The following is a 23,900-nucleotide window of genomic DNA, read 5'->3' on the forward strand; positions in this document are numbered from 1 at the left end:
ACAGATTGAGGTATCCAAAATGGACGTAACACAACAGGTAAACGCATTTCCTTTTATGGTTAATGCAGAAAGTGATATTGCCAGTTCTCTGATCGAACTCGCCAGCATCAGAACACTCAAATCCGGTGACATATTGGCGAAACAATTTGAAATTGGTCAACATATTTATTTTTTATTAGACGGCGAAGTAGCGATTTCAGTGCCTCTGACTGACACGGGGAAATCTTACAATGTGGGGTTAATCAACCACGTCATGTCCCCTATCGGCTGGTCTGCCTTTCGTCATCCGTCCCGTTACGCTACGACCTTTACCGCGACCCGTTCGACAACCTTGTTAATGTGGCCCATTGTCGAGTTACAAAAAATACTCGACTCCGACCATGCTTTTGCCAGTCAATTTTTGCAATTTGTGTATCAAGAATCCTTACCGGTTTTGACCAATATTCAAAACCAAACTCGCCCGTTTTTTTCAAATGAGTCACTGGCATTTGATGAAACTCGTCCGCTTCTTGACTCTGATACTCAAACCTATGCGATCAAGGACGCGACCGCCCTATTAAACTACGCTCCCTTTTGCGACACCTTTACCCAAGCTGAAATTCACACTCTGGCCAAAAAATCGTCTATTTTACTGGCGCACCAAGGGGATATTTTAAGCCAGCAAGACCAGCCAGCCGATGGTCTGTATTTGCTAATCAAGGGCAAGGTCGTTGTCAGTTATCAAACGGAATCTGGCGATCTGATCACGACTCGATCCATTGCCCGCGCGGGCACGGTATTGGCTTGGTCTACACAAAATGAATCTTTGAAGAATCGCACCTCGATTATCTCCTCCCGTGACAGCAGCATTCTTTTTATCGCCCAAAAAGATTTGCTAGACATATTTGACGACAATCCCAAGTTCTCAGTTAAATACCTTTATCGACTCATCTGGCTTGTCGGCACTCATTTGTTGGCGGCGCGCATGCGCTATTTATCGCAAATTGCCAACGATGAAGTGCTGGCGGTTAGCAATGTGATTGAACAAAACGCCGCCCTTTTACCGGTGAGCTCTCCCCTTTATAAAGTCAGCGAGCTGCTCAAAAGTGCCATCACCACCGATGAAGCCTTTGGCGTCTTGTACAAATGCCTGCACTTTGGCTGTGTGCTAGAACGCACCATATCAGGCATGTGCCTGGACATCTTAAAAGATTTACAGCGGGAAAATGCCTTTTATCGCCATTTACAAAATGTCTACGACACCATCAACAGCTTGCCCAAAGACACCCCGGTATTAGACGCAAGACGCCACGGCACCGAGCTGTTCAAACAGGCTTTTCAACAAGTACCTTATGTCGTAAAAGGCTTAGAAAATTTACCGAAAAAAGCCGGTTCCTTGTTTATTTATAATCACTTGTTAGGATCGTTAACCAATCGTCTGCCTAATGGTTTCCGCTTTTCCATGGATGCACAATTTATTGGCACCATGGTGATAGACAACGAATACGGCGTGTCTGGCCAACGCGTAGTTCGCCGCAGCAAAGAAAGTGAATTCTGGCGAGATGATTTTTATGGCCGCTTTGGGAATATCTTCATCAACAGTTGGGACAACCTGACCAAAGACACGCCTGAATACGATGAATTTATCCGCCAATCGCAAGACGCTTTGCGTCATAACTTTCCCTTGATGATATCGCCCGAAGGGAAAAGTTTCAGCACGCAGCACTCACCAGGTGCGTTTTTGCCCCATGCCTTTGAGTTAGCCGGTTCAATGGAAGCAGACGAGCCTTGGATCGTGCCCATCGCTGTCGCAAACTTTGACAAGCGCGCTGATCACAATATCTACACTGTGATCATCAAGCCGGCGTTCAAATTGTCGAGCAAAGTGGATTATAAGGACAAAGACGCACTCAATCGATTTTTAGCCTCGTATCAAGAAGAATACAAAGGGTATGTTAGCGAAGCCGTCGAGCTGTCTCGTGAGATTCGCCAATACCCTATTTTCAGCGGAAAAAATGGCTATCGCTCTAATGTGATGAGCTTGAATCAAATTGACGTTGAGTTTGAATCAGACGTTCGTGAACTTGAATTTCATCTGGCTTATCAAGAATACAAAGAGCGCCCAGTGGCGTTTTACGGCTCTTCTACCATGCGATTGTGGAGCAATTTTGCCAAACACTTCCGCGATTCCGACGGTATCAACCTAGGTTTTGGCGGCGCTACGTTAGAAGCCTGTGTGTACTACTTTGAGCGCATTATCCTGCCACACAAACCGCGCTCCTTGGTTATATACGCGGGCGATAATGACATTGGCAACCACTGTGATAGCAATAAAGTTGTAGAACTCTATATTGAATTATTACAGAAAGTGGATCGTCATTTACCGGGTATCCCAGTGACCTTAGTTAGCATCAAATGCAGTCCTGCTCGGCTTGCCATGCGCGACACCATTGAAAAGACCAACCTTCAGCTGACTCGACTCGCGAAAACGCGGCCAAACACACAGTATCTCGATTTATTCTCGACTCTTTTGGATAAACAGGGCGACATCAAAGCAAACCTGTTTGAAGGCGACAAACTGCATTTAAACCACAAAGCCTATGATTTGTGGACGGAAAAGCTACTCACCACAGCCGAGTTTATTTTCCAAAAGTAAGACACCTCCTGTATTCAATCAAATGTGTTCAATCAAAGCGCCCGACCAGGGCGTTTTTTATAACAGGCAAACATAACAACAAGAGACGACAATACAGAATATTGTATATTCAAAATACAGGCGCAATAAACGCCCTTCGCATATTGACCTTTATTCAAAAAAACGTCAGCATACAAAAACTTTCGAAATCACAGATTTAATTATTTTTATGAACCAACTTTTCTTAAATAAACACAACGGCGATAAACGTAAAGCTAAGAAGCTCTGCGGCGCTGACGTGTGGAATTAAGATTCAAATAATTTCCCGGCAGCATCTCTGCTGACGGTCTCTCCCTTCTTTTCAGCAGAATGCATACCGGCCAAAATGAGGCAAAAGTATGTTTTACGGCGCAATTACGGCATTAATTACTCCTTTTCGTGACGGCCAATTAGACGAAGACGCTTTGCGTAACATTGTACGCTGGCAAATCGATCAAGGTATCAACGGCTTAGTGCCCGTCGGCACCACAGGCGAATCACCAACCTTAAGCGAGCACGAACACAAGCGCGTGATTGAAATTACCGTACAAGAAACCAACAAAGCCGTACCCGTTTTAGCCGGTGCAGGGTCTAATAACCCCGTCGAAGCAGTGACCTATTCAGAATATGCCCATCAAGCTGGCGCCGATGCAACCCTTCATGTCGCTGGCTATTACAATCGCCCTAATCAAACCGGCCTGTACGAGCATTTTAAATACGTACACGACAACACCAAACTGCCCATTATTCTTTACAACATTCCACCACGCTCTGTCGTCGGTTTAGAAGTCAGCACATTGGCTCGCCTTGCTGAGCTACCTCGAGTTATTGGGGTAAAAGACGCCACTGGGGATTTAACCCGCCCTATTCGTGAACGTGCGCTGATTAACAAACCCTTCAACTATTTAAGTGGTGATGATATTACTACCGTGGCCTACAACGTGGGCGGCGGCAATGGCTGCATCTCTGTGTCTTCTAACGTAGCCCCCAAACAAGTGGTGGAATTACAGCGTTTATGCCGAGAAGGCAAATTCGTTGAAGCCGCACAGCTACAAGACAAACTCTTCGCTCTGCACAATGCGTTATTTATCGAACCCAACCCAGCAGGACCAAAATACGCCATGTCCTTACTTGGTTTATGCTCAGAAGAGTGCCGCTTACCAATGGTGCCATTACAAGACAGTACAAAAGCAACGATTCGTCGTATTATGGAAGAGTTAGAATTAATTTAACCGGTTTCAGCTTAAAATTGGCTTCGATGAGGACATTGTAATGGGTACAGTACATTTTGTTGGCGGTGAAAAAGGCGGCGTGGGCAAATCCATGACGGCACGAGTGTTAGCGCAATATTGCATCGATCACGATCAGCCATTTTTAGGCTTTGATTGCGATTCCTCCCATGGCACTTTTTCACGTTTCTACAGCGAGTTTTCATCGCCTATTGTCGTGGGTGAAGAAGACAGCTTGGACGGCATGCTGGCCGCCATTGAAGAATACCCAGACCGCGACTTGATCATTGACTTGGCTGCTCAAGCAGCGCAACCACTTGGAAAATGGATCGAAGAAACCGACGTATTTGGCTTGCTCGACGAACTTGGCTATCAAGTCTGCTTATGGCACGTAATGGACGATGGTGCCGATTCGGTGGCTTTGTTGGATGACTTGTTAGCGCGCTATTCGCAGCCTTCTGTCGACTTTGTCATTGTGCAAAATCTTGGCCGCGGCAGTGATTTTTCTCGCTTCAAAAAATCTGAGACCTTTCAAAAAGCCACAGGTTGCGGCGCTCTGATTATTGAATTGCCAAAGTTACAAAGTAAACTGACGCAAAAAATTGATTTCAATAACAGCAGTTTTTGGGCGGTTGCTAACGACAAAGGCATTATGAACATTGCCGAGCGTCAACGCATGAAAGTCTGGTTACGAAACGCTTATGAGCAACTAGATCAATTAGGCTAACGACAATATCACCAGCAACAAACCAAAGCCGTTACGCAATAAAAAAGCCAATACAAACTGTATTGGCTTTTTTGGTTTGTGCTGAAGTTTATGGGCGGGCTAACGGTCGTTTTACTCTTGTACATCCATGTACTTATTCGCCCAGACTCGATTCTCTTCCAAGGTGGAATAACGAGTCGACAGTTCAGACGCATTTAATGTGCCTTCTGCGATACCACGCTGCTCACGCAAACAGTCGTAAGTGGCTTTAATCGCCGCAAAATAAGCCGCATGGCCATTTACCACGATGCGCACGCCATTCGCAGCCAACCGTTCGCGATCACGCAGTTCTGGATTATCATACGCCACCAACATAACGGGAATGCTAATGTGCTGACTAATGGCTTCTAGGTGATCAAAGTCACGAATGCCCACCATGCAAATTCCATCCACACCCACCGCTTCGTACGCCTTTACTCGTACTATGGTTTCTTCGAGGGTAAGTTGACCGGCATTTGTACGAGCAATGATGCTCATTTTTGGATCTATACGCGCTTCCAACGCCGCTTTTAGCTTGCCGACCGCTTCTTCAATCGGAATTAAGTCTGTCGATTTATGACCATATTTTGCAGGCAACAAGGTGTCTTCGATGGTCAAGGCTGCAACGCCAGCACGCTCAAGCTCCACAATAGTGCGCATCACATTTAATGCATTTCCATAACCATGATCCGCATCGGCGATAATTGGCAAACGCGCTACGCGACCAATTCGAGTCGCCTGCTCTGTAAACTCGCTTAAGGTGATTAGAGCAAAATCCGGTGCAGCAAGCACCTGCAATGACGCGACAGAGCCACCTAGAATACCCACTTCAAAACCCAAGTCTGCAGCAATGCGTGCCGACATAGGGTCAAATGTTGATGCGGTGTAGTAGCATTTTCCACTTGCCAGTAACGCTCGAAAATCATTGCGTAAATCGTGCTGGGACGGTGTTGCCATAGATTAGATACTCCTAAAATGTCGCTAAATTTCATAAGTGTTATTGTCATTATTATATCCACTTGACTAAGACAGCCAGATAGCGTCATGACCAAATGGTTAATTTTGCCGGTAAACTACCACTCCCCAGCAAAAAATACACCAAGCTAAAACAAAATTTCACACTAAAGTTGCTTTTGGGCGCACGTTATACTTTCTCTTTCTGTAGTAATTTTTCTACACCAGGGTAATTAAACTCATTAAAAGATACAATCTTGAGCTCATCCTTGTATCTTCCATAATAATTTCTAATTTTAAGGAACTTTTTGCCTTTTCAGTAAGTGACAGGCCTCAGCACTAGGGATAACATATCTACACAAAACGTATCCCATCTGATCTCAGATCTTATTAATCATCTTAAGGTTCTCAAATGAACGCTTGGTATCTCATCTGCTTTCTCTCTGCATTGGCGGTAATCATTGCTTTTACCAACCAATACATTCTCAAAATGCAAACCACCATTGCCATAACAACTGGCTCTGTTGTGATTTCCCTGTTGTTGATTTTAGCGGTGAAAATGCTTGGCGATGAAACCGCTGTGTTTATCACTCAAGTGGTTTCTGGTATCGATTTTAATCAGTTGCTGCTTAAGGGTATGCTAGGCTTTTTATTGTTTGCAGGCGCACTGGAAATAGACCTTACAGCACTTAAGCGCCAACGTTGGGAAATCACCATATTGGTGTTGTTTTCGACCTTAGTTTCCACTTTTATTGTGGGTTATTTGAGTTACTATCTGTTTGCTTTGTTTAACTTCCCGATCCCGTTTATCTATTGCTTACTATTTGGTGCCTTAATCAGCCCAACTGACCCAATTGCGGTGCTAGCTATTATTAAGCAAATGAGCGCACCACAAGGTATTTCCATTCAGGTAGAAGGCGAATCCTTGTTCAACGATGGTGTTGGCCTGGTGATTTTCACCACTATTTTTGCTGTGGCGTTTTACGGTACCGAAGCCAGCTTCAGTGAAGTCGCCGAGCTTTTCTTAGTAGACGCCATTGGCGGTATTATTTTTGGCCTAGTCATCGCCCTTGTCGGCCACTTTGTTATTATCAACTGCAAAGACATCAATACCCGCCTCTTGGTGACATTAACCATTCCTTCCGCTGGCTTTGCGCTGGCCAATATTTGGGAAATTTCCGGCGCGCTCGCCATGGTCACCAGTGGCATTCTACTTGGTAACATTACCCGCGCGACAGCATCCAAGCGCCGCGGCCCAGACGGCACCCGCTATGTGAAAGACTTTTGGCATGCAACCGACAGTTTCTTGAACGCTTTGCTGTTTTTGATTATTGGTATGCTCATTGTCACCATGCCACTCACCTGGGAAATCATCGGTCTAGGGCTGGTTATGGTGCCTGTTGTGCTTTTCGCTCGTTTTGTCAGCGTCGGCAGCCCTTATCTTATCTTTAAGCGCTTTCGTGAATACGACAAGCACTCGGTGAAGATTTTAACTTGGGGTGGGTTACGAGGCGGATTAGCGTTGGCCATGGCCGCCGCCATTCCTCCTAATCAATTTACTTTGGAAGGCTTAGACCTGCATGACATCATGGTTATTATCACCTATGTGGTGGTGATATTTTCCATCATAGTGCAGGGTTTGACAATTTCACCGTTGATACAAAAAAGCATTCAGGCGGCTGAAGAAAAGTCCCACTAAACAAGAGATTAACACACAGGTATTTAAGGCGACTTAAATACCTGTGAGATTTGGTTCGCCATAGGGTTCACAACCTCATCAAACCAACTCAACGACAGTGTTTGCACCAGCACTGTGTAACCATCAGCATTAAGCGAACTTTGCACATAAAACGCTTGCGTGCGCCACACCTCCCCTTCCGCCGACATCAGTTGCCAACGCCCAGACAAATGCACCTGTCCTTCAAGATCTGCGTAAAACTTGTCCACTTCAATACTGAGCTCAGCAATAGCATACGCCGGTAATCGCTGCCCGCTGAACCAAGATAGCTGCGGCAAGGTATTTTCCAAACGCTGCTGAGTCAATCGGGTTAACTGAGCCGATAGGGATTCAGCCCATAAGTTTTGCTGCGAGCGATGCACGACGCCTTCTTTGCTGACCAACACAATGTCGTTACCCGCCAGATAGTTCGCCACCACGACCGGCATCAATTGCACAGACTGTGCCGATGTCGGCAAGGCAGACACCTGCTCCAACTTTGCATCGAGCAATAAATATTCTTTACTTGGTGGCGCCACTGGTGCGGCACAACCGAGTAACCAGCCGCTAAGCACACCAATGGATAACAGTCGCTTGTTGATGATCATGCTTGTCTTTCCTTTATTGAGCGGCGCTTGGCACTATATCGGCCTTAGGTTTACGATCGAAAATCAAGGTATTAGGATTTTCTCTTAATTGACGCAGCAAGGGCTGCAATTCATTCAAAGCGCGCCCTAAGGACACCATGTTTTCTCGTAACGGACGTCCAATTTGACCATTCGCTTGGTAACTTTCTAATGTGACGCTCAACTCGTTGATGGTCGCGGCCAAGTCGGCAGGCAATTGCTGGGTGGCGGACTGATCCAACAATCGCTTCACACTGACACTCAGCCCTTGAAGCTGCTGCAAGGTTTGGCTGGCTTCATCCATGGTCTGACCCAGCTTATCGAAAGTTTGTGACAGGGGAACATCAGACAAACCATCCAGCAGACGGCCTACTTTGGACTCAAGATTCGCCAACGAATCAGGCGCGGTAGGGAAAATAAAATGGCCATCGTATTCGCGCCATTGTACGTCCGAAGGGTCGCTCATAAAGTCCAAACTCACTACCCTCGCAGCATTTAAATAGTTGCCTATCATCAGGCTCGCTCTTAAGCCATTCTCAATGCCATCCTCGATAAAAGCCTGCCATTCCGCTAAGGAAACATCGCCATTTGGGTCTAAAAAGTTCAATCGTTGAGGTTCGATTCGGGCACGAACTGGAATCAGCGGCGCATTTAAAGAAGCAAGAGACGATAAAGAAATATCTTTAAAAGGCACCTCTAATACTGTCCCGACTCGAACACCTCGGTATTCCACCGCGGCGCCCGGCATTAAGCCACTCATATTGCTGTCGAACAAAAACACATAGTATAAATACTCATCGTAGCGATTATTCACCGCGCTGTATTGGGAATCGAATAGAGTAAATTCCGTCATGTCTGCCACCGGCGCGCCCCCTTCTTCTCCTTCTGGCAGGCCAAAAGTAATACCACCCGCAATCAGTGTTTCCAGAGAATCAAGGCGTAAATCAAAGCCACTAGCGGAACTGTTGAACTCGAAACCAGGGGTAATCCAAAACTGCACATCGGCGTTCACCAAGGCATCATAAGGAGAACGAATCACCACACGATATACGATGGTGTCTTGGTCGGCATCGAACGCCACTTTTTCGACATAACCCACTTCGTAACCCCGAAAGTGCACCAAAGATCCGACATCTAATTTCGCACCGTCTTTACTCGACAACACGATGCGTATGCCTTCCGTCTCGGTTGATAACGGTGGCTGACTTTGTAACGTGAATTTAGACTGCTGCTTACCATCCACACCGGGCGTCATGTCAATATACGCCCCGGATAATAGAGTTCCTAGACCACTCACTCCTTCCTTGCCAATGCGCGGTTTAACCACCCAAAACTTCGCATCGTCTTTGAGCATTTGCTGAGTGCCTTGATTCATCCTGACTTGAATAATGGCGTTTTCAAAATCGTCGCTTAAACGAATGTCTATCACTTGCCCCACGTCCACGTTACGGGATTTCAGCTTAGTTTTGCCCACTTCTAACGCATCGGCGTTGGACGCGACTAAGGTAATCACCGGGCCTTGACTCGACCAGTTCTGATACAGCATCCAGCCTGCGACTAAAAGCGCAATTAAGGGCACCAACCAGATAGAATTGAACCGTACTTTGCGTGTGCTCTCGATGGGTTTAACGGGGCTATTCACTCGGTTCTCCTAGCGGGGACAAAGGCAAACGACGAGATTCGTCTTTATCCCATAATAATCTTGGATCAAAAGACATCGCCGCCAACATGGTCAACACAATCACGGCCGTAAAAGACAATACGGCTGGTCCCGGCAAAATGGCCATAAAATGTCCTATTTGTACCAAACTGGTTAAAATTGCCACCACAAACACATCAATCATCGACCAACGCCCTACCAACTCGGTAATACGATACAAGGTCATTTTTTGTGACGTTAGCCGCTTGCTGGGGTAATAACTTTGCCAACACAACCAACTCAAAGAAAAGACTTTTGCCAAGGGAATCACCACGCTTGCGAACAAGATAATCAAGGCCACCGGATAAGATTCAAGCGACCAGAGCAAAAACACGCCACCTAAAATAGTCGAAGGCTCACTGCTGCCTAAAAAGGTGGTTTCCATGATGGGAAACACATTGGCGGGGATATACATGATTAACGCTGCGATTAATAAGGCAATGGTCGTGACCACACTTTTCGGTCGTCGACTATGAACAGAGTGACCACAGCGATCACAGTGATGCGCGCTGCCAAGCAAGGTAGCACCGCAAAAATGACAACCGATCAAGCCCTGTTGTTTTGCCGTGCCCATGACGATCTGGTGATCGGGAGACGGCCCAGCGACCTGATTCCAAAACCAACGTTTGTCAACAAGGGTAACGGTTTTCAGCAGTAACAAAACATAGCCGCAAAATGCCCAAAAGGACAGTTCAAAGGAGATGTCTGCCATGCTGCTCATCTTCACCAAAGCGACCAAGACGCCGACTAAAAACACATCGACCATCAACCAGGGTTGAACCACTATCAACCAACGAACACAGTAGCGCCTAAGGGAGTGGTATTGGTTTGGTCGCCGAAACGACCACACCAGCGTCAGCACAGAAAGCAGATACACCATAGGGAACACAAACAAAGCCAGACTGATAATGGCCCCAAGAATGAGATAACCCTGACTGAGCAACACGCTTAAAGTATTAAACAGGGTGACAGTACGGCCAATACCGTTCACAGAAAACCCCAGAAAAGAAAAACTCAACGACAAGATCAACATCAGCAGGGCAGAAAGCCCAACACTGAGAATACGAGCCGACACGCGATTATGCAGACTCAATAAAACATGGCCACAATGGGTGCAACGAAACCGCTCCCCTTTTTGCAAAGGCGGCACTCGATGAACAAAATCGCACGCCTCACAGGTAGTTACCGTTTCATAAAACATCGTCATTATCGATGAGAAGTGCCTGCACCGCCGCCGGAATGACCGTGAGGGCCGCCGCCAGGCATCATCACACAAGCCGAAACACTAAACACCAACAAAAGTAAAAAAGCGGGACGCAGTAAATATTTCAACGATTTCATAGCAATCTCCAAAATGCGTATTATTTAAATCAGATAAAAAAAGCTTATACAGTTAACCTATTAAGGACGGGAGGGTCTTTGTGCCCCGCCTTTGCCTTTCACCGGTCGCTTACCATTACCTTTGGATGCGTTTGCCGGCTTACCGCCTGGGCGTTTTGTGTTGCCTGCGGGCCTCTTCCCGTCACCAAACGGGCGTTTGTCTTTCGGTGGGTGCTTGGTATTGCCTTTTGACACAACAGCGGCTTTGGCTTGGGGCTTAGGCTTGTTGGTTTTTCTTGGGCCATTACGGGATTTTTTCGCAGGCGTTGTGGCTTCAGAAGAAGAATCTTCAACGGCTTTTAATAACACCGACAATTCTTTTTGTGTCAGATCTCGCCACTCTCCAACCGGAACGCCTTTTAAATTCACGTTCATGATTCGGGTACGTTCCAGTTTTACCACTTCATAACCAAAGTGTTCACACATACGACGAATCTGGCGATTTAGACCTTGCACCAAGGTAATATTAAACACATTAGGCGACACTTTTTTGACAGGGCACTTTTTTGTCATGGTGCCCAATATGGGCACACCGCCCGCTAAACCGGCAATAAAGTCGTCGGTAATGGGCTTATTCACCGTGACTAAGTATTCCTTTTCGTGGTTATTTCCGGCCCGCAGTACTTTGTTAACTAAATCACCATTATTGGTCAAAAAGATCAGGCCTTGGGAATCTTTGTCGAGTCGACCGATGGGAAAAATTCGCACCCCATGGCTAACAAAATCAACGATGTTGTTTCGTTCAGCGCTTTCGGTGGTGCTGACAATACCGACCGGTTTATTTAATACGATGAACACAAAATCATCGGCGTCTTGTGGCTCAATGATTTGTCCATTCACACGCACCGTATCGCCGGCCATCACCTGATCGCCGACTTTGGCTCGCTTACTGTTGATGTAAACATTGCCTTGCTCGATGAAGCGATCGGCGTCTCGACGTGAACATATGCCGCTTTCGCTGATGTATTTATTTAGACGAGTAGAAGACGCATTAAACATAAAGTGCCATTTTGATTGGATGAATTTTGTTAGTTTGTAAATGAAACATGAAAAAATCTAAACAAGAGTATATAGGAAAACCTCTCCTAAATACGCCTTGCGTTATGTCTCCCGCTTCCCTTTCAGGCAACGCCCACGGGGCTCGTTGCTTTCAAATAACACGATATCTGAATGCAAAAACTCCGCTGCCGCCGCAGAATCTTTTACTTTCACCGCACTGCGGGTCAGCATTTCTTCTTCAAAGGCATCGAGTACATTGTGACGAATACCCGTTTCTCTCCAATGGGACAAAGACCAACACCCTTTGGTGATTTCACGCGCCAAGGACAAGGCATCTAACACAGCTTGATTCGCCCCTTGGCCTTTAAACGGACTCATTGGATGGGCAGCATCGCCAATCACTGTCGCTTTGGGGCTGTTCGCCAACCATTTCGGCTGTATTAACGCACGGTCATAAACCGGATAACCCGATACTTTACTGGCTTTTGTTGTCGCTAAAATCTGCGGAATAGGATCATGCCATTGCGTTCGACGACAGGCTTCGGCTTTTAATGCTTCAGCGCCTTGTGCACTAAGCGTTTTCGCATCCTCTTCTGCCATAGGAAAACTGAGCTGCCACATCACCGATTCTGCATCGTAGGGCATAATGTAAATACGCTCATGGCCGTTAGCGGTTTGAAACACGGTGGCAGAATCTAATAGTTCGCTGTCGGTGTTTGGCAAATCGCTGAGTGGACAAATGCCCAAAATCACGATGCAGCCAAGGTACTCAAGGGGCGTCTTTTCATCACCAATTAACTGCTGGCGCACCAGGCTACGAATGCCGTCGGCACCCACAATCAAGTCCGCTTGCGCGTGTTTTATTTGCCCAGCCACCTCAAAGGTTAAACTTACTGGAGCGTCTTCTGCTTGATGAAAATCAACCAACTGATGATTCCATTGCACCTGGTTGTCACCACCGAGTTGTTCGAGTAAAGCCAAACGCAGCGACTGACGAGCAATGTGTACATTAGAGCGTTTTACACTGGCCTGATCTGACGACGCCATCCACTTGCGCATGCCCCATTCGCCCACCTGCTTGCCTTCTGGCGTATGAACCACATGCCGCGTCGACACAACGCCCTGATCTAACGTAAAAATACCCAACCCTTCAATGGCTCGGCTGGCCTGTTGCAAAGTCAAACCGTAGCCTTGCGAACGTACATCAAAACTTTCGTCGCGCTCGTAAAGCGTAAAAGGAATACCACGATGCAAACAAGCCACTGCAAGAGCAACACCGCCAATACCGCCGCCTATAATCGCCACATGGGGGTATTGATCTGCTTTCACCTCTGGAAAATTCTGTGCGGGTAAAATACCGGTTCCAGCACAAGCAGAACAGGCGTCTAAATGGCCTTTGGGTTTTTCTGGAGCAACCCCGTCACCATTGGATTTTTCAAAGGTTTCTAGCGCCTGCAAATAATTAAGCCGCACTCTTTTGCGTAACCGACGGCTTTTTTTTCCACGGCCTTGGCAATCGGGACACTCGGCCCACTTGCCCTTATTCACCTATGTGCCAACCGTTGGTAATCGGATAACGACGATCGCGACCAAAGCCACGAGCGGTAATGCGCACACCAGTAGGCGCTTGGCGACGTTTGTATTCGTTCACATCAACCAAACGCAGCACGCGATACACGGTATCGCGGTCAAACTGCCCCGTCGCCAAAATGGCCTCGGCGCTTTGGTCTTCTTCAATGTATAGACGCAGAATTTCATCCAAAATATCGTAGCTTGGTAGCGAATCTTCGTCTTTTTGATCAGGCGCTAATTCCGCCGATGGTGGGCGCGTGATGACTCGCTCAGGAATCACATAACCCAAGGTATTTCGGTAACGACACAGTTTGAACACCAAGGTTTTAAACACGTCTTTTAACACCGAATAGCCGCCCACCATGTCGCCATATAAGGTCGCGTAGCCCACCGCCATTTCGCTCTTGTTGCCGGTAGTGAGTACCATCAAGCCTTTTTTGTTGGAGATGGCCATCAAGGCCACGCCACGGGTGCGCGCTTGTAAGTTCTCTTCGGTGGTGTCTTTGCCGTAACCCTCAAACTCTGGTGCGAGCACATCGGTAAAAGCAGACACCATGGATTCGATCGGCAACACGCTGTATTTCACACCAAGCAAATTGGCTTCTTCTTCGGCGTCGTGCAAACTAATAGACGACGTGTAGGTGTAGGGCATCATCACCGCTTGCACACGATCAGCACCAATGGCGTCCACGGCCACCGCAAGGGATAAGGCCGAATCAATACCGCCGCTCAACCCTAATACAATGCCTTTAAAGCGGTTCTTAGTAATGTAGTCTCTAAGACCCAGCACCATGGCTTGATAAACACTCGCTTCTAGGCTCAAGGCGGGGGCAATGAGGCCTGCTACCGGCTCCACCTTGTTGGCTTGGCTTTGATCGACCATCATGTCAACGCAATACAAACCCGATTCAAACCAAGGTGCTTGTCTGATTTTCACCCCTTTTGCATTGACCGCAAAAGAGCCACCTTCGTAAACAAGCTCATCTTGTGCGCCCATGTAGTTCACATACACAATCGGTAAACTGACTTCGGTGGCACGCTGATGCAATAAAGCCTCACGCTCACCCATTTTCTCGGTGTGATACGGCGAAGCGTTTAGGTTGAGGATCAATTCGGCGCCCGCTGCTTTTGCTTGCGCTATCGGCTCTGGATGCCAAATGTCTTCACAAATACTCAAACCAACGCGCACGCCTTTAATGTTGACAATGCCCGCTTCTTGCCCTTCACGGAAATAACGCTTGTCATCGAACACCAAAAAGTTCGGCAGTTTTTGCTTGGCGTACTCGAGTAAAAGCTCGCCTTGATAAATCACCCCAGCGCAATTGAATAATTCGCCATCAATGCGACGCGGATAACCGACGATCACATAAATGTCACGAATTTCTGCCATCATCTTGGCCAACGCAGATTCAATACGTGGGTCTAAACTGGAGCGCAGCAATAAGTCTTCAGGCGGGTAGCCAGTTAAGGTCAATTCGGGAAACACCACCACATCGGCTTGTTCGTCATCGCGCGCTTTATTCGCCGCGTCGATCACCGATTGGGTGTTTCTTGTGATGTCGCCGACCAGCATGTCCAGCTGGGCCATTGCAATTCGTAATGTCATACAGTTGCTATCTCGTGAACTCTGTTAGAATATGCCCGTTATTGTCTGGAATTCCCCAAGCTAGGTAAAGTCTATGATTGTACGTTTAATCGTTTTTGTTGCTATTTTCTCAATTGGTTGGTGGTTGTACCGACAGTTTGTCGCTTTTAAACGCAGCCAAGCTCCTAGTAAGAGCCAAAAGCACAGCTCGGATAAAAAAAATGATACGCAAGAAAGTATGGTTCGGTGCGAACAGTGCGGTACTTTTGTACCAAAATCTCACGCCATTCACGATCAAGAAGCCCGCGCTTTTTGCTGTGCAGAGCATCTAAAAGAATTCAATCAACAACCCTAACCCATCCATCGAATGATAATTGCCTGTCACGCCACCACCAGCATTGATACTGCCGTTGGTTTTGCGAAGCACAAAGGCGATGGAACTCGGTGGTATCGGCGTTTTCATAACGATGCCACTGGTAGTAAAGCAAAGCGCTGTTTGACGCCGCTTGCCAGGTCTTTTCGTTTGGGGTGTATTGTGCTTGATTTAACTCACAAAACCCTTGGCAAAGACTAACGCTTCCACCGGCAAAGTCGGCTGAGTCGACAAACTGCCGCTCAAATTCAGTCCAAATAAGCTGATCTTTGTCAACGTCACTAAGCTGACCACGCCACTGATAAGACGCCATCATCGATTCCTGATAATGCATCGACACACTGGACACCGCCAACAACAAACCAATTATTGGCAAAGAAATCCAGCCTCGTTGATCGAGGAATAAAAGCAGGTTTGATCGCATTATCGCCTCCCTTTACAAACTGATAATCTGATTGCCAATTCCTTGGCATGGTGGCGAATAACGCCAGACTTCTCCTCGCATGGATGCGTACTCTTGCGCACCCAAATCACTAAGGTCGTCCCGACAATTATTCAGGCGATATTGATATTCCACCCATAGAGCACGCACTTTTACTAAAGGATATTGGCCATAATCGGTAGCTAATGCATCGACTAGTCCATTGTCTGTTTCGTCTAACAAAGGCAAAACAGCAAGTCGCTCTATGCCATTCATCAACTCTTGTGAATTGCCACTGAGGTCGGGGGTTCGCCATAAAGCATCGCTGCCATCTTTACCAGGGGACAAATACCAATAAAATCCATCTTGACTGGCCAATATCCCTGACTGCCCCCGAACAGCATCATTGTTAAAGACAATGGTACTTTTATCACCACGACTGTTTACCTTAGTCACTTGCCCATAATACACACCATCACAACCAGCAAAACGGACTGTATCGCCTTCGTCCCAATGACAATCCAAACGTACCTCGGTAGGGTTTTCGTCGATGAACAAGGAGCGTCGACATAAACCATAATCTATCCCGCGCAACCAATCCGACTGGCTTGATACTGTTCGTGAAGACAAACGCGAAGGCGGTGATTGGCCTGATTCAATGGTTAGAAATGCATTATTATCCAGCGCACAACCTGCTGGCTGCAAACGCGCCCATTGGGCTTGAAAATGCGCCTCAACGGCCGCTTTTATTTCGAACTGATCTTGGTAGATTTGTGCCAATGCATGCCGGTCTTGCAGACGTGCCAAGGCCGTTACAAGTAAGGGAAGAAAAAGCGCAATCAACGCCATCACAACCAGCATTTCGATCAGTAAACTGCCTTTATATTGAGTTCTTGACATCATGGGATACTGACTCCTTTATCAGATTCATCAGACGTTGGCGCAATGGAGTACAGAGCAGCCTGAAACCAGATAGCAAGTTGATCTCCACGACAAATTTGGCAGCTAGGGTAAGCAACGTCTTGATCAGGCTCCTTGCTTTGCCATTCAGAAAAGCCTGTCAACCTGGCCATTACGGTTTGTTTTTGCTGATTATCGGCGCGCTTTTGCTGTTGTTGGGCGTATTCTATGGTTTGCCAATGGGACGTACTTTGTCGCTGGGCGACAGACAACACCACAGCAAACAGAGCCAAACATAAGATAACCTCCATCATCACCCAGCCACCTTGCTGCGATCTTCTAATGCGAGCACGGTTTATAGTCAGATTTTTCATAAGCAGGTCTCCAGCGTTTTTGGCTGAATATCCGTGCTGTAAAATCGTCCGCTTTGATTTAGCACAAGGCCCGTCTGCCAACCCTCTAAACAAAATTCAAAGGTGCCGTTTTGATAGGCTGACAAGCCATGTGTTTGAAATTCGACCTGCGTCTTCTGGGTTGGAAAGCCATTCCACACCACTTGTACCCCATCATCGAAAGCATGTTGGCGGAATATCTGTTTGCTACTGTCACTGTCTGTCGCCTGATACAGGCTGAAGCCAGATGACCAAACTCCGTTGCAATCGACACCACCACAGAGAAAACTGGTTTGGCCACTAACCACCGCCAATTGCCGCGCCTGAGTCAAGGCGTCGGCAAGCTGCTGACGCTGCTCTTTAAGCGTTTGTTTGTCTTGGGTTGTTTGACTGATTGAAAGGAAAGGCGAAGAGCCGAAATAGGCCAGAACACTGATGATGGCGAGGATACAGAGTACCTCTAGAAGGGAAAATCCCCGTTGCTGATCCATAAACAAACCTCCTTGTTTGTTATTGAGATGCGCTCGTCTTGATATGACTCTGTTTAGACTAAACTATGGAAAACCATTTGTTAATATGATTGGCAATTTGTCTGGGTTTTTGAAACGGCAATGAGTGATCACAAGCGCTCAAGGTCATATGTTGCCAATGTGTATTTTGCTCGCTTAATAAATCGTAATGTTGTTTAAGCGCCTCATGGCTTAACTCTCCCGAAAACAAAAACACCTGCTCCGACGCGTCGATAATGTCTTGTCGCAAGGTAGGCTGTTTCGCCATGACTTCCACATAATCTGTGACGGCATCAAGCGCATAAGCAAAGCCAAATGGGCGATGCGCTAAGCGTGATTGTGTGGTGGCTTCCGCAACAGGGTGCTTACGACGATTCGGTGACACGCCATCCATAAAGCTCGCCACGCCCAGTTCTACGTCGCCCGTATCACGGATCAATTTCGACGCATGACGATATTTTTGGCGTACATCCATCAATGAAGACAAATCCTCTCGATCGAGGGAAGCAGGCTCAAGCAAGGCCATTTTGACACTTTTTCGCCCTCTGGAGCGACGCTGATGGTTCAAATTTAACGCCACCAAACCACCTAAGGAATACGCCACCACATCAAAATTGTCCCATTTTAAATGCACTAACAAAGCGTCTACTTCTTCGGTTAACTCAGCAATGCTCACCGCCTCTTCTTCACCGTGCTGATGAAATGAATCGCCCATGCCTTTTAAATCAGGCACCAACATCCAGCGCCATTTGGTCAAATACGGCAACATGGGAGAAAAGGTAATTTCTCCCGCCACACCAGCGCCATGCAACATCAAGCACTTAGCGTCAGTATTAGCGTTGGGATTTTCATAAAGGCGATATGCGATGTCCGCATTGGGTAAAGAAAGAAAAAATACGTCAGACACTTGTAATTAACCTGTGAGGAGCCTTATTAAAAGAATACAATGTTTGCTATTAGCAAAATGACTTTATATTGAAATGTTTGCAGGGTGCGCGAATCATTGCCGTCGTGTGAACGAGCATATTACTAGGTATTGATTAAAAATGTCAGAAGTCGAATACGTAAATCTTCCTTATCAATCGTCGTTATTGTCTTTTTTCTCAGCGGTTAGGGACCTTCCCTATCCGGCGTTACTCGACAGCAACCATGAACACTTTCCTGATACCCAGTTTGATATTCTAGTGGCAGCGCCCCTAGCGCGCATCCATCCAGCAGCAGGCGCTCAACCCATCACTTGGTTCCGCACGCCACTTTATATGCTCAGCCAAACTGACAATCCATTGTCCTTGCTCAACGAATTAATGACCTTAATTTGCCAAGAACCTTGGGCAAAATCGGCCCCTAAAGATCTACCTTTCATTGGTGGCCTGTTGGGTTATTACGGTTATGAAAGCGGCCACTATGTTGAGCAATTGCCAGACACGGTAAAGCATGACATTCAATTGGATGATTTGAGTTTGGGTTTGTACTCCTGGGCCGTGGTTACATCGCATTTGAAGAAAACCACACAATTGATATTGTCGCCTTGGTGCGACTCAGAAACGGCGGCGGATCTTATTAATCGCTTCACCAGCGCCTGCGACGATGTATTGGTGAAACACGAGTTACATCACTCCAACCCCTTTTGTCTAACAACCCCCTTTACATCGAACATGAGTGACGCAGACTACGCAGAGAAGTTCGCAGCGGTGCAAGGCTATATTCAATCTGGGGATTGTTATCAGGTGAACCTAGCGCAGCGCTTTTCCAGCACTTACCAAGGGGATACCTTTACGGCCTATCACACTTTACGAGATGCCTGCCCAACGCCTTTTGCGGCGTATTTGCAGCTGTCTGATGGGCAAAGCCTGCTAAGTCATTCCCCTGAGCGGTTTTTACTGTGCGATCAAGGCCGTGTGGAATCCAAACCCATCAAGGGCACCATCGCCCGAGGCAAAACCCCAGAAGAAGACCAAGCCAACGCCGATCAGTTAATGGCCTCAATCAAAGACAAAGCCGAAAACCTGATGATAGTGGATTTACTGCGCAACGATTTGGGCCGAACCTGCCTAACGGGTAGCATCAAGGTGCCCAAGCTCTTTGCCCTTGAAAGCTACGCCAATGTGCACCACCTTGTTTCTACCGTAGAAGGTCGTATCGATCGAGCCGACCAAGCTATCCAAGTGTTTCATCAAAGCTTTCCTGGCGGCTCTATTACCGGCGCGCCCAAAATTCGCTCAATGCAAATCATCGATGAACTAGAGCCACACCAGCGCTCTGCCTACTGTGGCTCTATTGCCTATTTCAGTGCAAACGGCCAAATGGACTCCAGCATCACTATTCGAACCCTAGTTGCTGACCGAGGAAAACTGCATTGCTGGGCAGGCGGTGGACTGGTCGCCGACTCGAAATGCCAAGAAGAATACCAAGAAACCTTTACCAAAGTAGGCAAATTAACTCATACTCTAGAACAAGACTTTTTGAAATAGGCCGTATCATGTCTGACATAGAGCAGTTTTTACAAGCTCCTCCTATTGATCTCAATTTGGATGACATTCGTGCTGCATTAGACAAAGCACCTTATGCGCAACAAATTCATAATCCAGATGAAAGCCTGTTTACTAACGACCACGATTTGCAATATCAGTCTGCTGCGGTTCTGATTCCTATCTGGCGAGAACCCAAAAACGATGAATTGTATGTACTGCTAACCCAACGCGCCTTGCACATGCGCAATCACCCTGGGCAAATGGCTTTCCCTGGCGGTAAGCACGATCCCGAAGACGCCAGCATGCAGTACACGGCGTTACGTGAAACCTTGGAGGAAGTGGGCCTGTCTCCAGACTGCTTCGATCTGCTCGGCGAATTGGGTGAATACTGTACGATTTCTGGTTACTGCGTGAAGCCCATTATTGCTGAAATGACAAGAAGAACCGAGTTGAGCTTATGCAAAGACGAGGTTCACTCTGTTCACTGGATTCCATTACGCTATTTACTCACGCCACAAAATTACTGCTTCACAGAAAAAAAAGTTGGCGCTATCACACGCAGCTTTCTAGAGATTGAATACAAAGAAGTAAGAATCTGGGGCGTCACCGCAGGTATTCTTTATGGGCTTTACCAAACTCTGGCTGATAATTCACGCTGAACAAGCCGGTCGTGTTATGGCGACATTATAAGGTTAGTGCGCTTTCGTATTTTGCTTCGTTCGAGCAACTTGGTAAGGTATAAGCACTCTAACTTACACTCTGGTATCCCGTCCTATGTCAGCATTTGATTTAACGTCTTTTATTGCCCATCATCAAGAAGACGCCGCTCAAAAAATCCTTCACAGTGCCATGAGCGCTTTTGACAACATCGCTGTTTCTTTCAGCGGTGCCGAAGATGTGGTACTCATCGATATGGCCGTTAAAGCAAACAAAAATGTACAGGTTTTTTCTCTCGATACCGGTCGCTTGCACCCCGAAACCTATCGCTTTATTGAGAAAGTAAGAAAGCATTATCAACTTGAGATCGATGTCTTATCTCCCGATCACCAAGAGCTAGAAACCTTTACCCGCCGTAAAGGTTTATTTAGTTTTTTTGATGACGGCCACAAAGAATGTTGTGGCATTCGGAAGGTACGACCCCTGAAACGCAAGCTAGCCACCCTTGATGCTTGGGTAACGGGCCAACGCAAAGATCAAAGTCCAGGCACTCGCAACGTGTTGGCTTTCGCAGAGGCAGACAGTGCGTTTAGCACAGACGAAAAAACCTTATTCAAATTCAACCCGCTGGCGAATTGGTCTTCTGAAGATGTGTGGAATTACATTAAAATGTTCGACGTACCCTATAACGAGTTGCACTCAAAAGGGTTTGTTAGCATAGGATGCGAGCCTTGTACCAGGCCAGTGCTGCCAAACCAGCACGAACGAGAAGGTCGCTGGTGGTGGGAAGAATCTGAACACAAAGAGTGCGGTTTGCATATCGGCAATGTGATTCCTACTCAGCAAGGTTAATCTCGCAGAAATAAATATCAGAATGGCTAAGAAGCTTAGCCATTCTTTTACGCCTCAGGGACGTCTTTTTCGTTGTTCAAAAATGCATGCCAAATATTTTTGAATCGTCCACAGCAAGCTTCTAATTCTTCAATATGCTGCAGCAATAACGTACCCGCCGAAGTGATCGCCGTGGTGCGGCCATGTCGAACCAATAATGGCTCTTTTAGGTCTTTTTCCAATTTTTGAATGTGCTGACTGACTGCAGGCTGAGTAAGCCCTAAGCGTGCGGCGGTTTTGGTAAAACTGCCTGTTTCAACCAATACTTTAAAGGTCATGAGATGTTGTGTATTAAGCATAAAGATTCCTTATAACTTTTTGCATTATGCCTAACCAACCAACGCCCATCATTGACCTATATCGTGTTTTCATGAAAGACTGAGAATTATTCACTGTATGGATGTTGAGCATGACAAGGTCACTGGATGAAATGTCTCTTTGGTACGAAAGACAATCTGGCCCCAAACCCTCTAGGCAAGATGACCACCGCACCCCTTACCAAAGAGATCGCGCCCGCATCATTCACAGCGCCGCCTTTCGGCGCTTACAATCAAAAACACAGATTCTCGCCATTCGCCAAAATGACTACAGCCGTACTCATTTAACCCACTCCCTTGAAGTCGCCCAAATTGGCAGCGGCATTGTTCATCAGCTCAAACACAGTAACCCAGCCCACGCCGATTTTCAGCCTTGGCTCGCCGACGACGCCCTCATCGAAACCATTTGTCTTAGCCACGATATCGGCCACCCACCATTTGGTCATGGGGGCGAAGTCGCACTCAATTACATGATGCAAGCCCATGGCGGCTTTGAAGGCAACGCGCAATCATTGCGTATTTTGGGCAAGCGCGGCTCTTACTCACCAACATTTGGTATGGACGTAACTCGACGCACCCTACTTGGTATTTTAAAATACCCAGTCGTTCACGACACCGTGGTGGGCCACTACTCTGCGCCGTTGGCTAACTTTCGCCAATTTAAAGCCTCTGATTGGGCGCCACCAAAATGCGTTTACCATGAAGAACAAGATTTGCTCGATTGGATACTAGAGCCTTTTAGTCGCGACGACAAACAGTGCCTGCAATCTATTAGCAAGCAGCAAAATGATCGCCATGCTAAATCTAAACACGCCAGTTTTGATACCAGTATCATGGACTTGGCGGACGACATCGCATACGGCGTTCACGATTTAGAAGACGCCATCGTGTTGGGCATGGTCACCAAAGACATGTGGTCAATTCATCTAGAACCCAAACTGGCGGCGTTGGATTCAAATTATCTAAGGGACAATCTAGACACCTTACGCACACAACTGTTCAGTCGACAAAGTCATCTACGCAAAGAAGCCATTGGTAGCTTAGTAAGTTGGTTCATTACCTCGTGTCATGTTTACACTAGAGACGAGTTCGAGCACCCGCTACTGCGCTTTCAAGTGGGTTTACCCGAGGCGCAAAAACAGGCCTTATCTTTACTAAAACACTTTGAGATGCAGCATATTATCCAACGCCCAGAAGTGCAAATGCTGGTCTACAAAGGCCAACAAATGCTGTTGGAAATGTTCGAAGCTTATTCAGCCGACCCCGCTAGACTTTTGCCCAGCGACATCGCCAATGAGTGGCAGAAAAGCCAAGACAAAGGCGATAACGGCCTGCGCATTATTTGTGATTACATGGCCTCCATGACAGATGACTACGCGAGTCGCATGTACACCAAGCTTTTTGTACCCAGTTCTGGCTCAGTGTTTGACCCTATGTAACTACATGGCCTCCATGACCGATGACTACGCGAGTCGCATGTACACCAAGCTTTTTGTACCCAGTTCTGGCTCAGTGTTTGACCCTATGTAACCAAGACCAGCGGCTGTGTTATTCGCTCAGCCGCTGAATCAGTTCAAGAACATCAGGCAAAATCGTCGTTTGCTCCTGTTGCCACTCAGCACAAAGTGATCTAACAGCGTCTTTGTGCTCTGGTGCTGATTGTAACCAAGCCAATGTTGCCACTTCAATGTCGTTTAGGCTTTCCATGGCGTGAATCGGTGCCCCAAGTGCCAGCAGTTTTTCTTTTAGATCAATGTCGTCGATCAAGTCTACAATCATCATACAGCTTGCCTTTTTATTCTATCAATAC

Annotated in this window: 24 protein-coding genes; 9 read left to right on the forward strand and 15 right to left on the reverse strand. The window is 47.0% G+C overall.

Annotation, left to right across the window (positions count from 1 at the left end; translation table 11 throughout):
- The first annotated feature begins 19 nt into the window (after positions 1-19).
- The 3 genes from J9B83_RS08385 (at position 20) to J9B83_RS08395 (ending at position 4,609) form a co-directional block, all read left to right on the forward strand.
- A complete protein-coding gene (locus J9B83_RS08385) occupies positions 20-2,635 on the forward strand; it encodes a cyclic nucleotide-binding domain-containing protein (RefSeq protein ID WP_211536309.1) in 2,616 nt (871 codons plus the stop codon).
- Between the two features lie 377 nt (positions 2,636-3,012).
- Positions 3,013-3,885: a 4-hydroxy-tetrahydrodipicolinate synthase gene (gene dapA, locus J9B83_RS08390; protein ID WP_211536310.1), complete on the forward strand. Its 873-nt coding sequence runs from the start codon at positions 3,013-3,015 to the stop codon at positions 3,883-3,885.
- A gap of 40 nt (positions 3,886-3,925) precedes the next feature.
- Positions 3,926-4,609, forward strand: coding sequence for a P-loop NTPase family protein (locus J9B83_RS08395; protein ID WP_211536311.1), 684 nt, complete (start codon positions 3,926-3,928; stop codon positions 4,607-4,609).
- 111 nt (positions 4,610-4,720) lie between these two features.
- Here J9B83_RS08395 and J9B83_RS08400 read toward each other — a convergent pair whose 3' ends face one another.
- On the reverse strand, positions 4,721-5,584 hold the full coding sequence (locus J9B83_RS08400; protein ID WP_211536312.1) for an isocitrate lyase/PEP mutase family protein: 864 nt from the start codon (positions 5,582-5,584) through the stop codon (positions 4,721-4,723).
- Between the two features lie 409 nt (positions 5,585-5,993).
- Between J9B83_RS08400 and J9B83_RS08405 the strand changes: the two genes are divergently transcribed.
- Positions 5,994-7,280 carry a cation:proton antiporter gene (locus J9B83_RS08405; RefSeq protein ID WP_211536313.1) on the forward strand — a complete coding sequence of 429 codons (1,287 nt, stop codon included), beginning with the start codon at positions 5,994-5,996 and terminating at the stop codon, positions 7,278-7,280.
- Between the two features lie 23 nt (positions 7,281-7,303).
- Here J9B83_RS08405 and J9B83_RS08410 read toward each other — a convergent pair whose 3' ends face one another.
- The 7 genes from J9B83_RS08410 to J9B83_RS08435 all read right to left on the reverse strand — a co-directional run bounded on the left by J9B83_RS08410 (position 7,304) and on the right by J9B83_RS08435 (position 15,180).
- Complete coding sequence (locus tag J9B83_RS08410) at positions 7,304-7,906, reverse strand: PqiC family protein (RefSeq protein WP_211536314.1); 603 nt, start codon at positions 7,904-7,906, stop codon at positions 7,304-7,306.
- 13 nt (positions 7,907-7,919) lie between these two features.
- Entirely contained in the window at positions 7,920-9,566 is a 1,647-nt protein-coding gene (gene pqiB / locus J9B83_RS08415) for an intermembrane transport protein PqiB (RefSeq protein ID WP_211536315.1), read from the reverse strand.
- Positions 9,559-10,830, reverse strand: coding sequence for a paraquat-inducible protein A (locus J9B83_RS08420; protein ID WP_211536316.1), 1,272 nt, complete (start codon positions 10,828-10,830; stop codon positions 9,559-9,561). The genes pqiB and J9B83_RS08420 overlap by 8 nt, the downstream gene beginning before the upstream one ends.
- On the reverse strand, positions 10,830-10,964 hold the full coding sequence (locus tag J9B83_RS15910; RefSeq protein WP_268927866.1) for a hypothetical protein: 135 nt from the start codon (positions 10,962-10,964) through the stop codon (positions 10,830-10,832). The genes J9B83_RS08420 and J9B83_RS15910 overlap by 1 nt, the downstream gene beginning before the upstream one ends.
- A gap of 60 nt (positions 10,965-11,024) precedes the next feature.
- Positions 11,025-12,002 carry a 23S rRNA pseudouridine(2604) synthase RluF gene (rluF, locus tag J9B83_RS08425; RefSeq protein WP_211536317.1) on the reverse strand — a complete coding sequence of 326 codons (978 nt, stop codon included), beginning with the start codon at positions 12,000-12,002 and terminating at the stop codon, positions 11,025-11,027.
- A 102-nt stretch (positions 12,003-12,104) separates the two neighbouring features.
- Complete coding sequence (locus J9B83_RS08430) at positions 12,105-13,550, reverse strand: FAD-dependent oxidoreductase (RefSeq protein WP_211536318.1); 1,446 nt, start codon at positions 13,548-13,550, stop codon at positions 12,105-12,107.
- On the reverse strand, positions 13,543-15,180 hold the full coding sequence (locus J9B83_RS08435) for an NAD+ synthase (protein ID WP_211536319.1): 1,638 nt from the start codon (positions 15,178-15,180) through the stop codon (positions 13,543-13,545). Before J9B83_RS08435 ends, J9B83_RS08430 begins: the two co-directional genes overlap by 8 nt.
- A gap of 73 nt (positions 15,181-15,253) precedes the next feature.
- Here J9B83_RS08435 and J9B83_RS08440 point away from each other — a divergent pair, with 73 nt between their 5' ends.
- A complete protein-coding gene (locus J9B83_RS08440) occupies positions 15,254-15,514 on the forward strand; it encodes a PP0621 family protein (protein ID WP_211536320.1) in 261 nt (86 codons plus the stop codon).
- Here the strand turns inward: J9B83_RS08440 and J9B83_RS08445 are convergent.
- Genes J9B83_RS08445 through J9B83_RS08465 form a run of 5 tightly spaced genes read right to left on the reverse strand, consistent with a single transcriptional unit; the run spans position 15,498 to position 18,661 of the window.
- Entirely contained in the window at positions 15,498-15,956 is a 459-nt protein-coding gene (locus J9B83_RS08445; protein ID WP_211536321.1) for a hypothetical protein, read from the reverse strand. The two genes, J9B83_RS08440 and J9B83_RS08445, sit on opposite strands and share 17 nt — an antisense overlap.
- A gap of 12 nt (positions 15,957-15,968) precedes the next feature.
- On the reverse strand, positions 15,969-16,856 hold the full coding sequence (locus J9B83_RS08450) for a hypothetical protein (RefSeq protein ID WP_211536322.1): 888 nt from the start codon (positions 16,854-16,856) through the stop codon (positions 15,969-15,971).
- Positions 16,853-17,227, reverse strand: a complete 375-nt coding sequence (locus J9B83_RS08455) for a capsule biosynthesis GfcC D2 domain-containing protein (protein ID WP_211536323.1) — start codon at positions 17,225-17,227, stop codon at positions 16,853-16,855. The genes J9B83_RS08450 and J9B83_RS08455 overlap by 4 nt, the downstream gene beginning before the upstream one ends.
- Entirely contained in the window at positions 17,224-17,736 is a 513-nt protein-coding gene (locus J9B83_RS08460; RefSeq protein ID WP_211536324.1) for a GspH/FimT family pseudopilin, read from the reverse strand. The genes J9B83_RS08455 and J9B83_RS08460 overlap by 4 nt, the downstream gene beginning before the upstream one ends.
- A gap of 58 nt (positions 17,737-17,794) precedes the next feature.
- Positions 17,795-18,661, reverse strand: a complete 867-nt coding sequence (locus J9B83_RS08465) for an alpha/beta fold hydrolase (RefSeq protein ID WP_211536325.1) — start codon at positions 18,659-18,661, stop codon at positions 17,795-17,797.
- Between the two features lie 139 nt (positions 18,662-18,800).
- On the opposite strand from J9B83_RS08465, the gene pabB reads away from it, so the two are divergent.
- The 3 genes from pabB (at position 18,801) to J9B83_RS08480 (ending at position 21,734) form a co-directional block, all read left to right on the forward strand.
- Positions 18,801-20,225, forward strand: a complete 1,425-nt coding sequence (gene pabB, locus J9B83_RS08470; RefSeq protein ID WP_211536326.1) for an aminodeoxychorismate synthase component I — start codon at positions 18,801-18,803, stop codon at positions 20,223-20,225.
- Between the two features lie 8 nt (positions 20,226-20,233).
- Positions 20,234-20,884, forward strand: a complete 651-nt coding sequence (locus J9B83_RS08475; protein WP_211536327.1) for an NUDIX hydrolase — start codon at positions 20,234-20,236, stop codon at positions 20,882-20,884.
- A 115-nt stretch (positions 20,885-20,999) separates the two neighbouring features.
- Positions 21,000-21,734, forward strand: coding sequence for a phosphoadenylyl-sulfate reductase (locus J9B83_RS08480; protein WP_211536328.1), 735 nt, complete (start codon positions 21,000-21,002; stop codon positions 21,732-21,734).
- 47 nt (positions 21,735-21,781) lie between these two features.
- Here the strand turns inward: J9B83_RS08480 and J9B83_RS08485 are convergent, their stop codons facing one another.
- Positions 21,782-22,072 (reverse strand): LysR family transcriptional regulator, encoded by a 291-nt coding sequence (locus tag J9B83_RS08485; RefSeq protein ID WP_211536329.1) that lies wholly within the window; start codon positions 22,070-22,072, stop codon positions 21,782-21,784.
- Positions 22,073-22,182: 110 nt separating this feature from the next.
- On the opposite strand from J9B83_RS08485, the gene J9B83_RS08490 reads away from it, so the two are divergent.
- Entirely contained in the window at positions 22,183-23,529 is a 1,347-nt protein-coding gene (locus J9B83_RS08490; protein WP_211536330.1) for an anti-phage deoxyguanosine triphosphatase, read from the forward strand.
- Between the two features lie 109 nt (positions 23,530-23,638).
- Here the strand turns inward: J9B83_RS08490 and J9B83_RS08495 are convergent, their stop codons facing one another.
- A complete protein-coding gene (locus J9B83_RS08495) occupies positions 23,639-23,872 on the reverse strand; it encodes a hypothetical protein (protein ID WP_211536331.1) in 234 nt (77 codons plus the stop codon).
- Positions 23,873-23,900 lie beyond the last annotated feature (28 nt).

It is taken from the genome of Marinomonas vulgaris (assembly GCF_018145875.1).
Classification (GTDB): Bacteria; Pseudomonadota; Gammaproteobacteria; order Pseudomonadales; family Marinomonadaceae; genus Marinomonas; species Marinomonas vulgaris.

Excerpts from the sequence above, each read along its gene's own strand:
- J9B83_RS08385 (WP_211536309.1), top strand. The coding sequence starts at position 20 with ATGGACGTAACACAACAGGTAAACGCATTTCCTTTTATGGTTAATGCA.
- dapA (WP_211536310.1), top strand. The coding sequence starts at position 3,013 with ATGTTTTACGGCGCAATTACGGCATTAATTACTCCTTTTCGTGACGGC.
- J9B83_RS08395 (WP_211536311.1), top strand. The coding sequence starts at position 3,926 with ATGGGTACAGTACATTTTGTTGGCGGTGAAAAAGGCGGCGTGGGCAAA.
- J9B83_RS08400 (WP_211536312.1), bottom strand. The coding sequence starts at position 5,584 with ATGGCAACACCGTCCCAGCACGATTTACGCAATGATTTTCGAGCGTTA.
- J9B83_RS08405 (WP_211536313.1), top strand. The coding sequence starts at position 5,994 with ATGAACGCTTGGTATCTCATCTGCTTTCTCTCTGCATTGGCGGTAATC.
- J9B83_RS08410 (WP_211536314.1), bottom strand. The coding sequence starts at position 7,906 with ATGATCATCAACAAGCGACTGTTATCCATTGGTGTGCTTAGCGGCTGG.
- J9B83_RS08420 (WP_211536316.1), bottom strand. The coding sequence starts at position 10,830 with ATGACGATGTTTTATGAAACGGTAACTACCTGTGAGGCGTGCGATTTT.
- J9B83_RS15910 (WP_268927866.1), bottom strand. The coding sequence starts at position 10,964 with ATGAAATCGTTGAAATATTTACTGCGTCCCGCTTTTTTACTTTTGTTG.
- rluF (WP_211536317.1), bottom strand. The coding sequence starts at position 12,002 with ATGTTTAATGCGTCTTCTACTCGTCTAAATAAATACATCAGCGAAAGC.
- J9B83_RS08435 (WP_211536319.1), bottom strand. The coding sequence starts at position 15,180 with ATGACATTACGAATTGCAATGGCCCAGCTGGACATGCTGGTCGGCGAC.
- J9B83_RS08440 (WP_211536320.1), top strand. The coding sequence starts at position 15,254 with ATGATTGTACGTTTAATCGTTTTTGTTGCTATTTTCTCAATTGGTTGG.
- J9B83_RS08445 (WP_211536321.1), bottom strand. The coding sequence starts at position 15,956 with ATGCGATCAAACCTGCTTTTATTCCTCGATCAACGAGGCTGGATTTCT.
- J9B83_RS08450 (WP_211536322.1), bottom strand. The coding sequence starts at position 16,856 with ATGATGTCAAGAACTCAATATAAAGGCAGTTTACTGATCGAAATGCTG.
- J9B83_RS08455 (WP_211536323.1), bottom strand. The coding sequence starts at position 17,227 with ATGAAAAATCTGACTATAAACCGTGCTCGCATTAGAAGATCGCAGCAA.
- J9B83_RS08460 (WP_211536324.1), bottom strand. The coding sequence starts at position 17,736 with ATGGATCAGCAACGGGGATTTTCCCTTCTAGAGGTACTCTGTATCCTC.
- pabB (WP_211536326.1), top strand. The coding sequence starts at position 18,801 with ATGTCAGAAGTCGAATACGTAAATCTTCCTTATCAATCGTCGTTATTG.
- J9B83_RS08475 (WP_211536327.1), top strand. The coding sequence starts at position 20,234 with ATGTCTGACATAGAGCAGTTTTTACAAGCTCCTCCTATTGATCTCAAT.
- J9B83_RS08480 (WP_211536328.1), top strand. The coding sequence starts at position 21,000 with ATGTCAGCATTTGATTTAACGTCTTTTATTGCCCATCATCAAGAAGAC.
- J9B83_RS08485 (WP_211536329.1), bottom strand. The coding sequence starts at position 22,072 with ATGCTTAATACACAACATCTCATGACCTTTAAAGTATTGGTTGAAACA.
- J9B83_RS08490 (WP_211536330.1), top strand. The coding sequence starts at position 22,183 with ATGACAAGGTCACTGGATGAAATGTCTCTTTGGTACGAAAGACAATCT.
- J9B83_RS08495 (WP_211536331.1), bottom strand. The coding sequence starts at position 23,872 with ATGATGATTGTAGACTTGATCGACGACATTGATCTAAAAGAAAAACTG.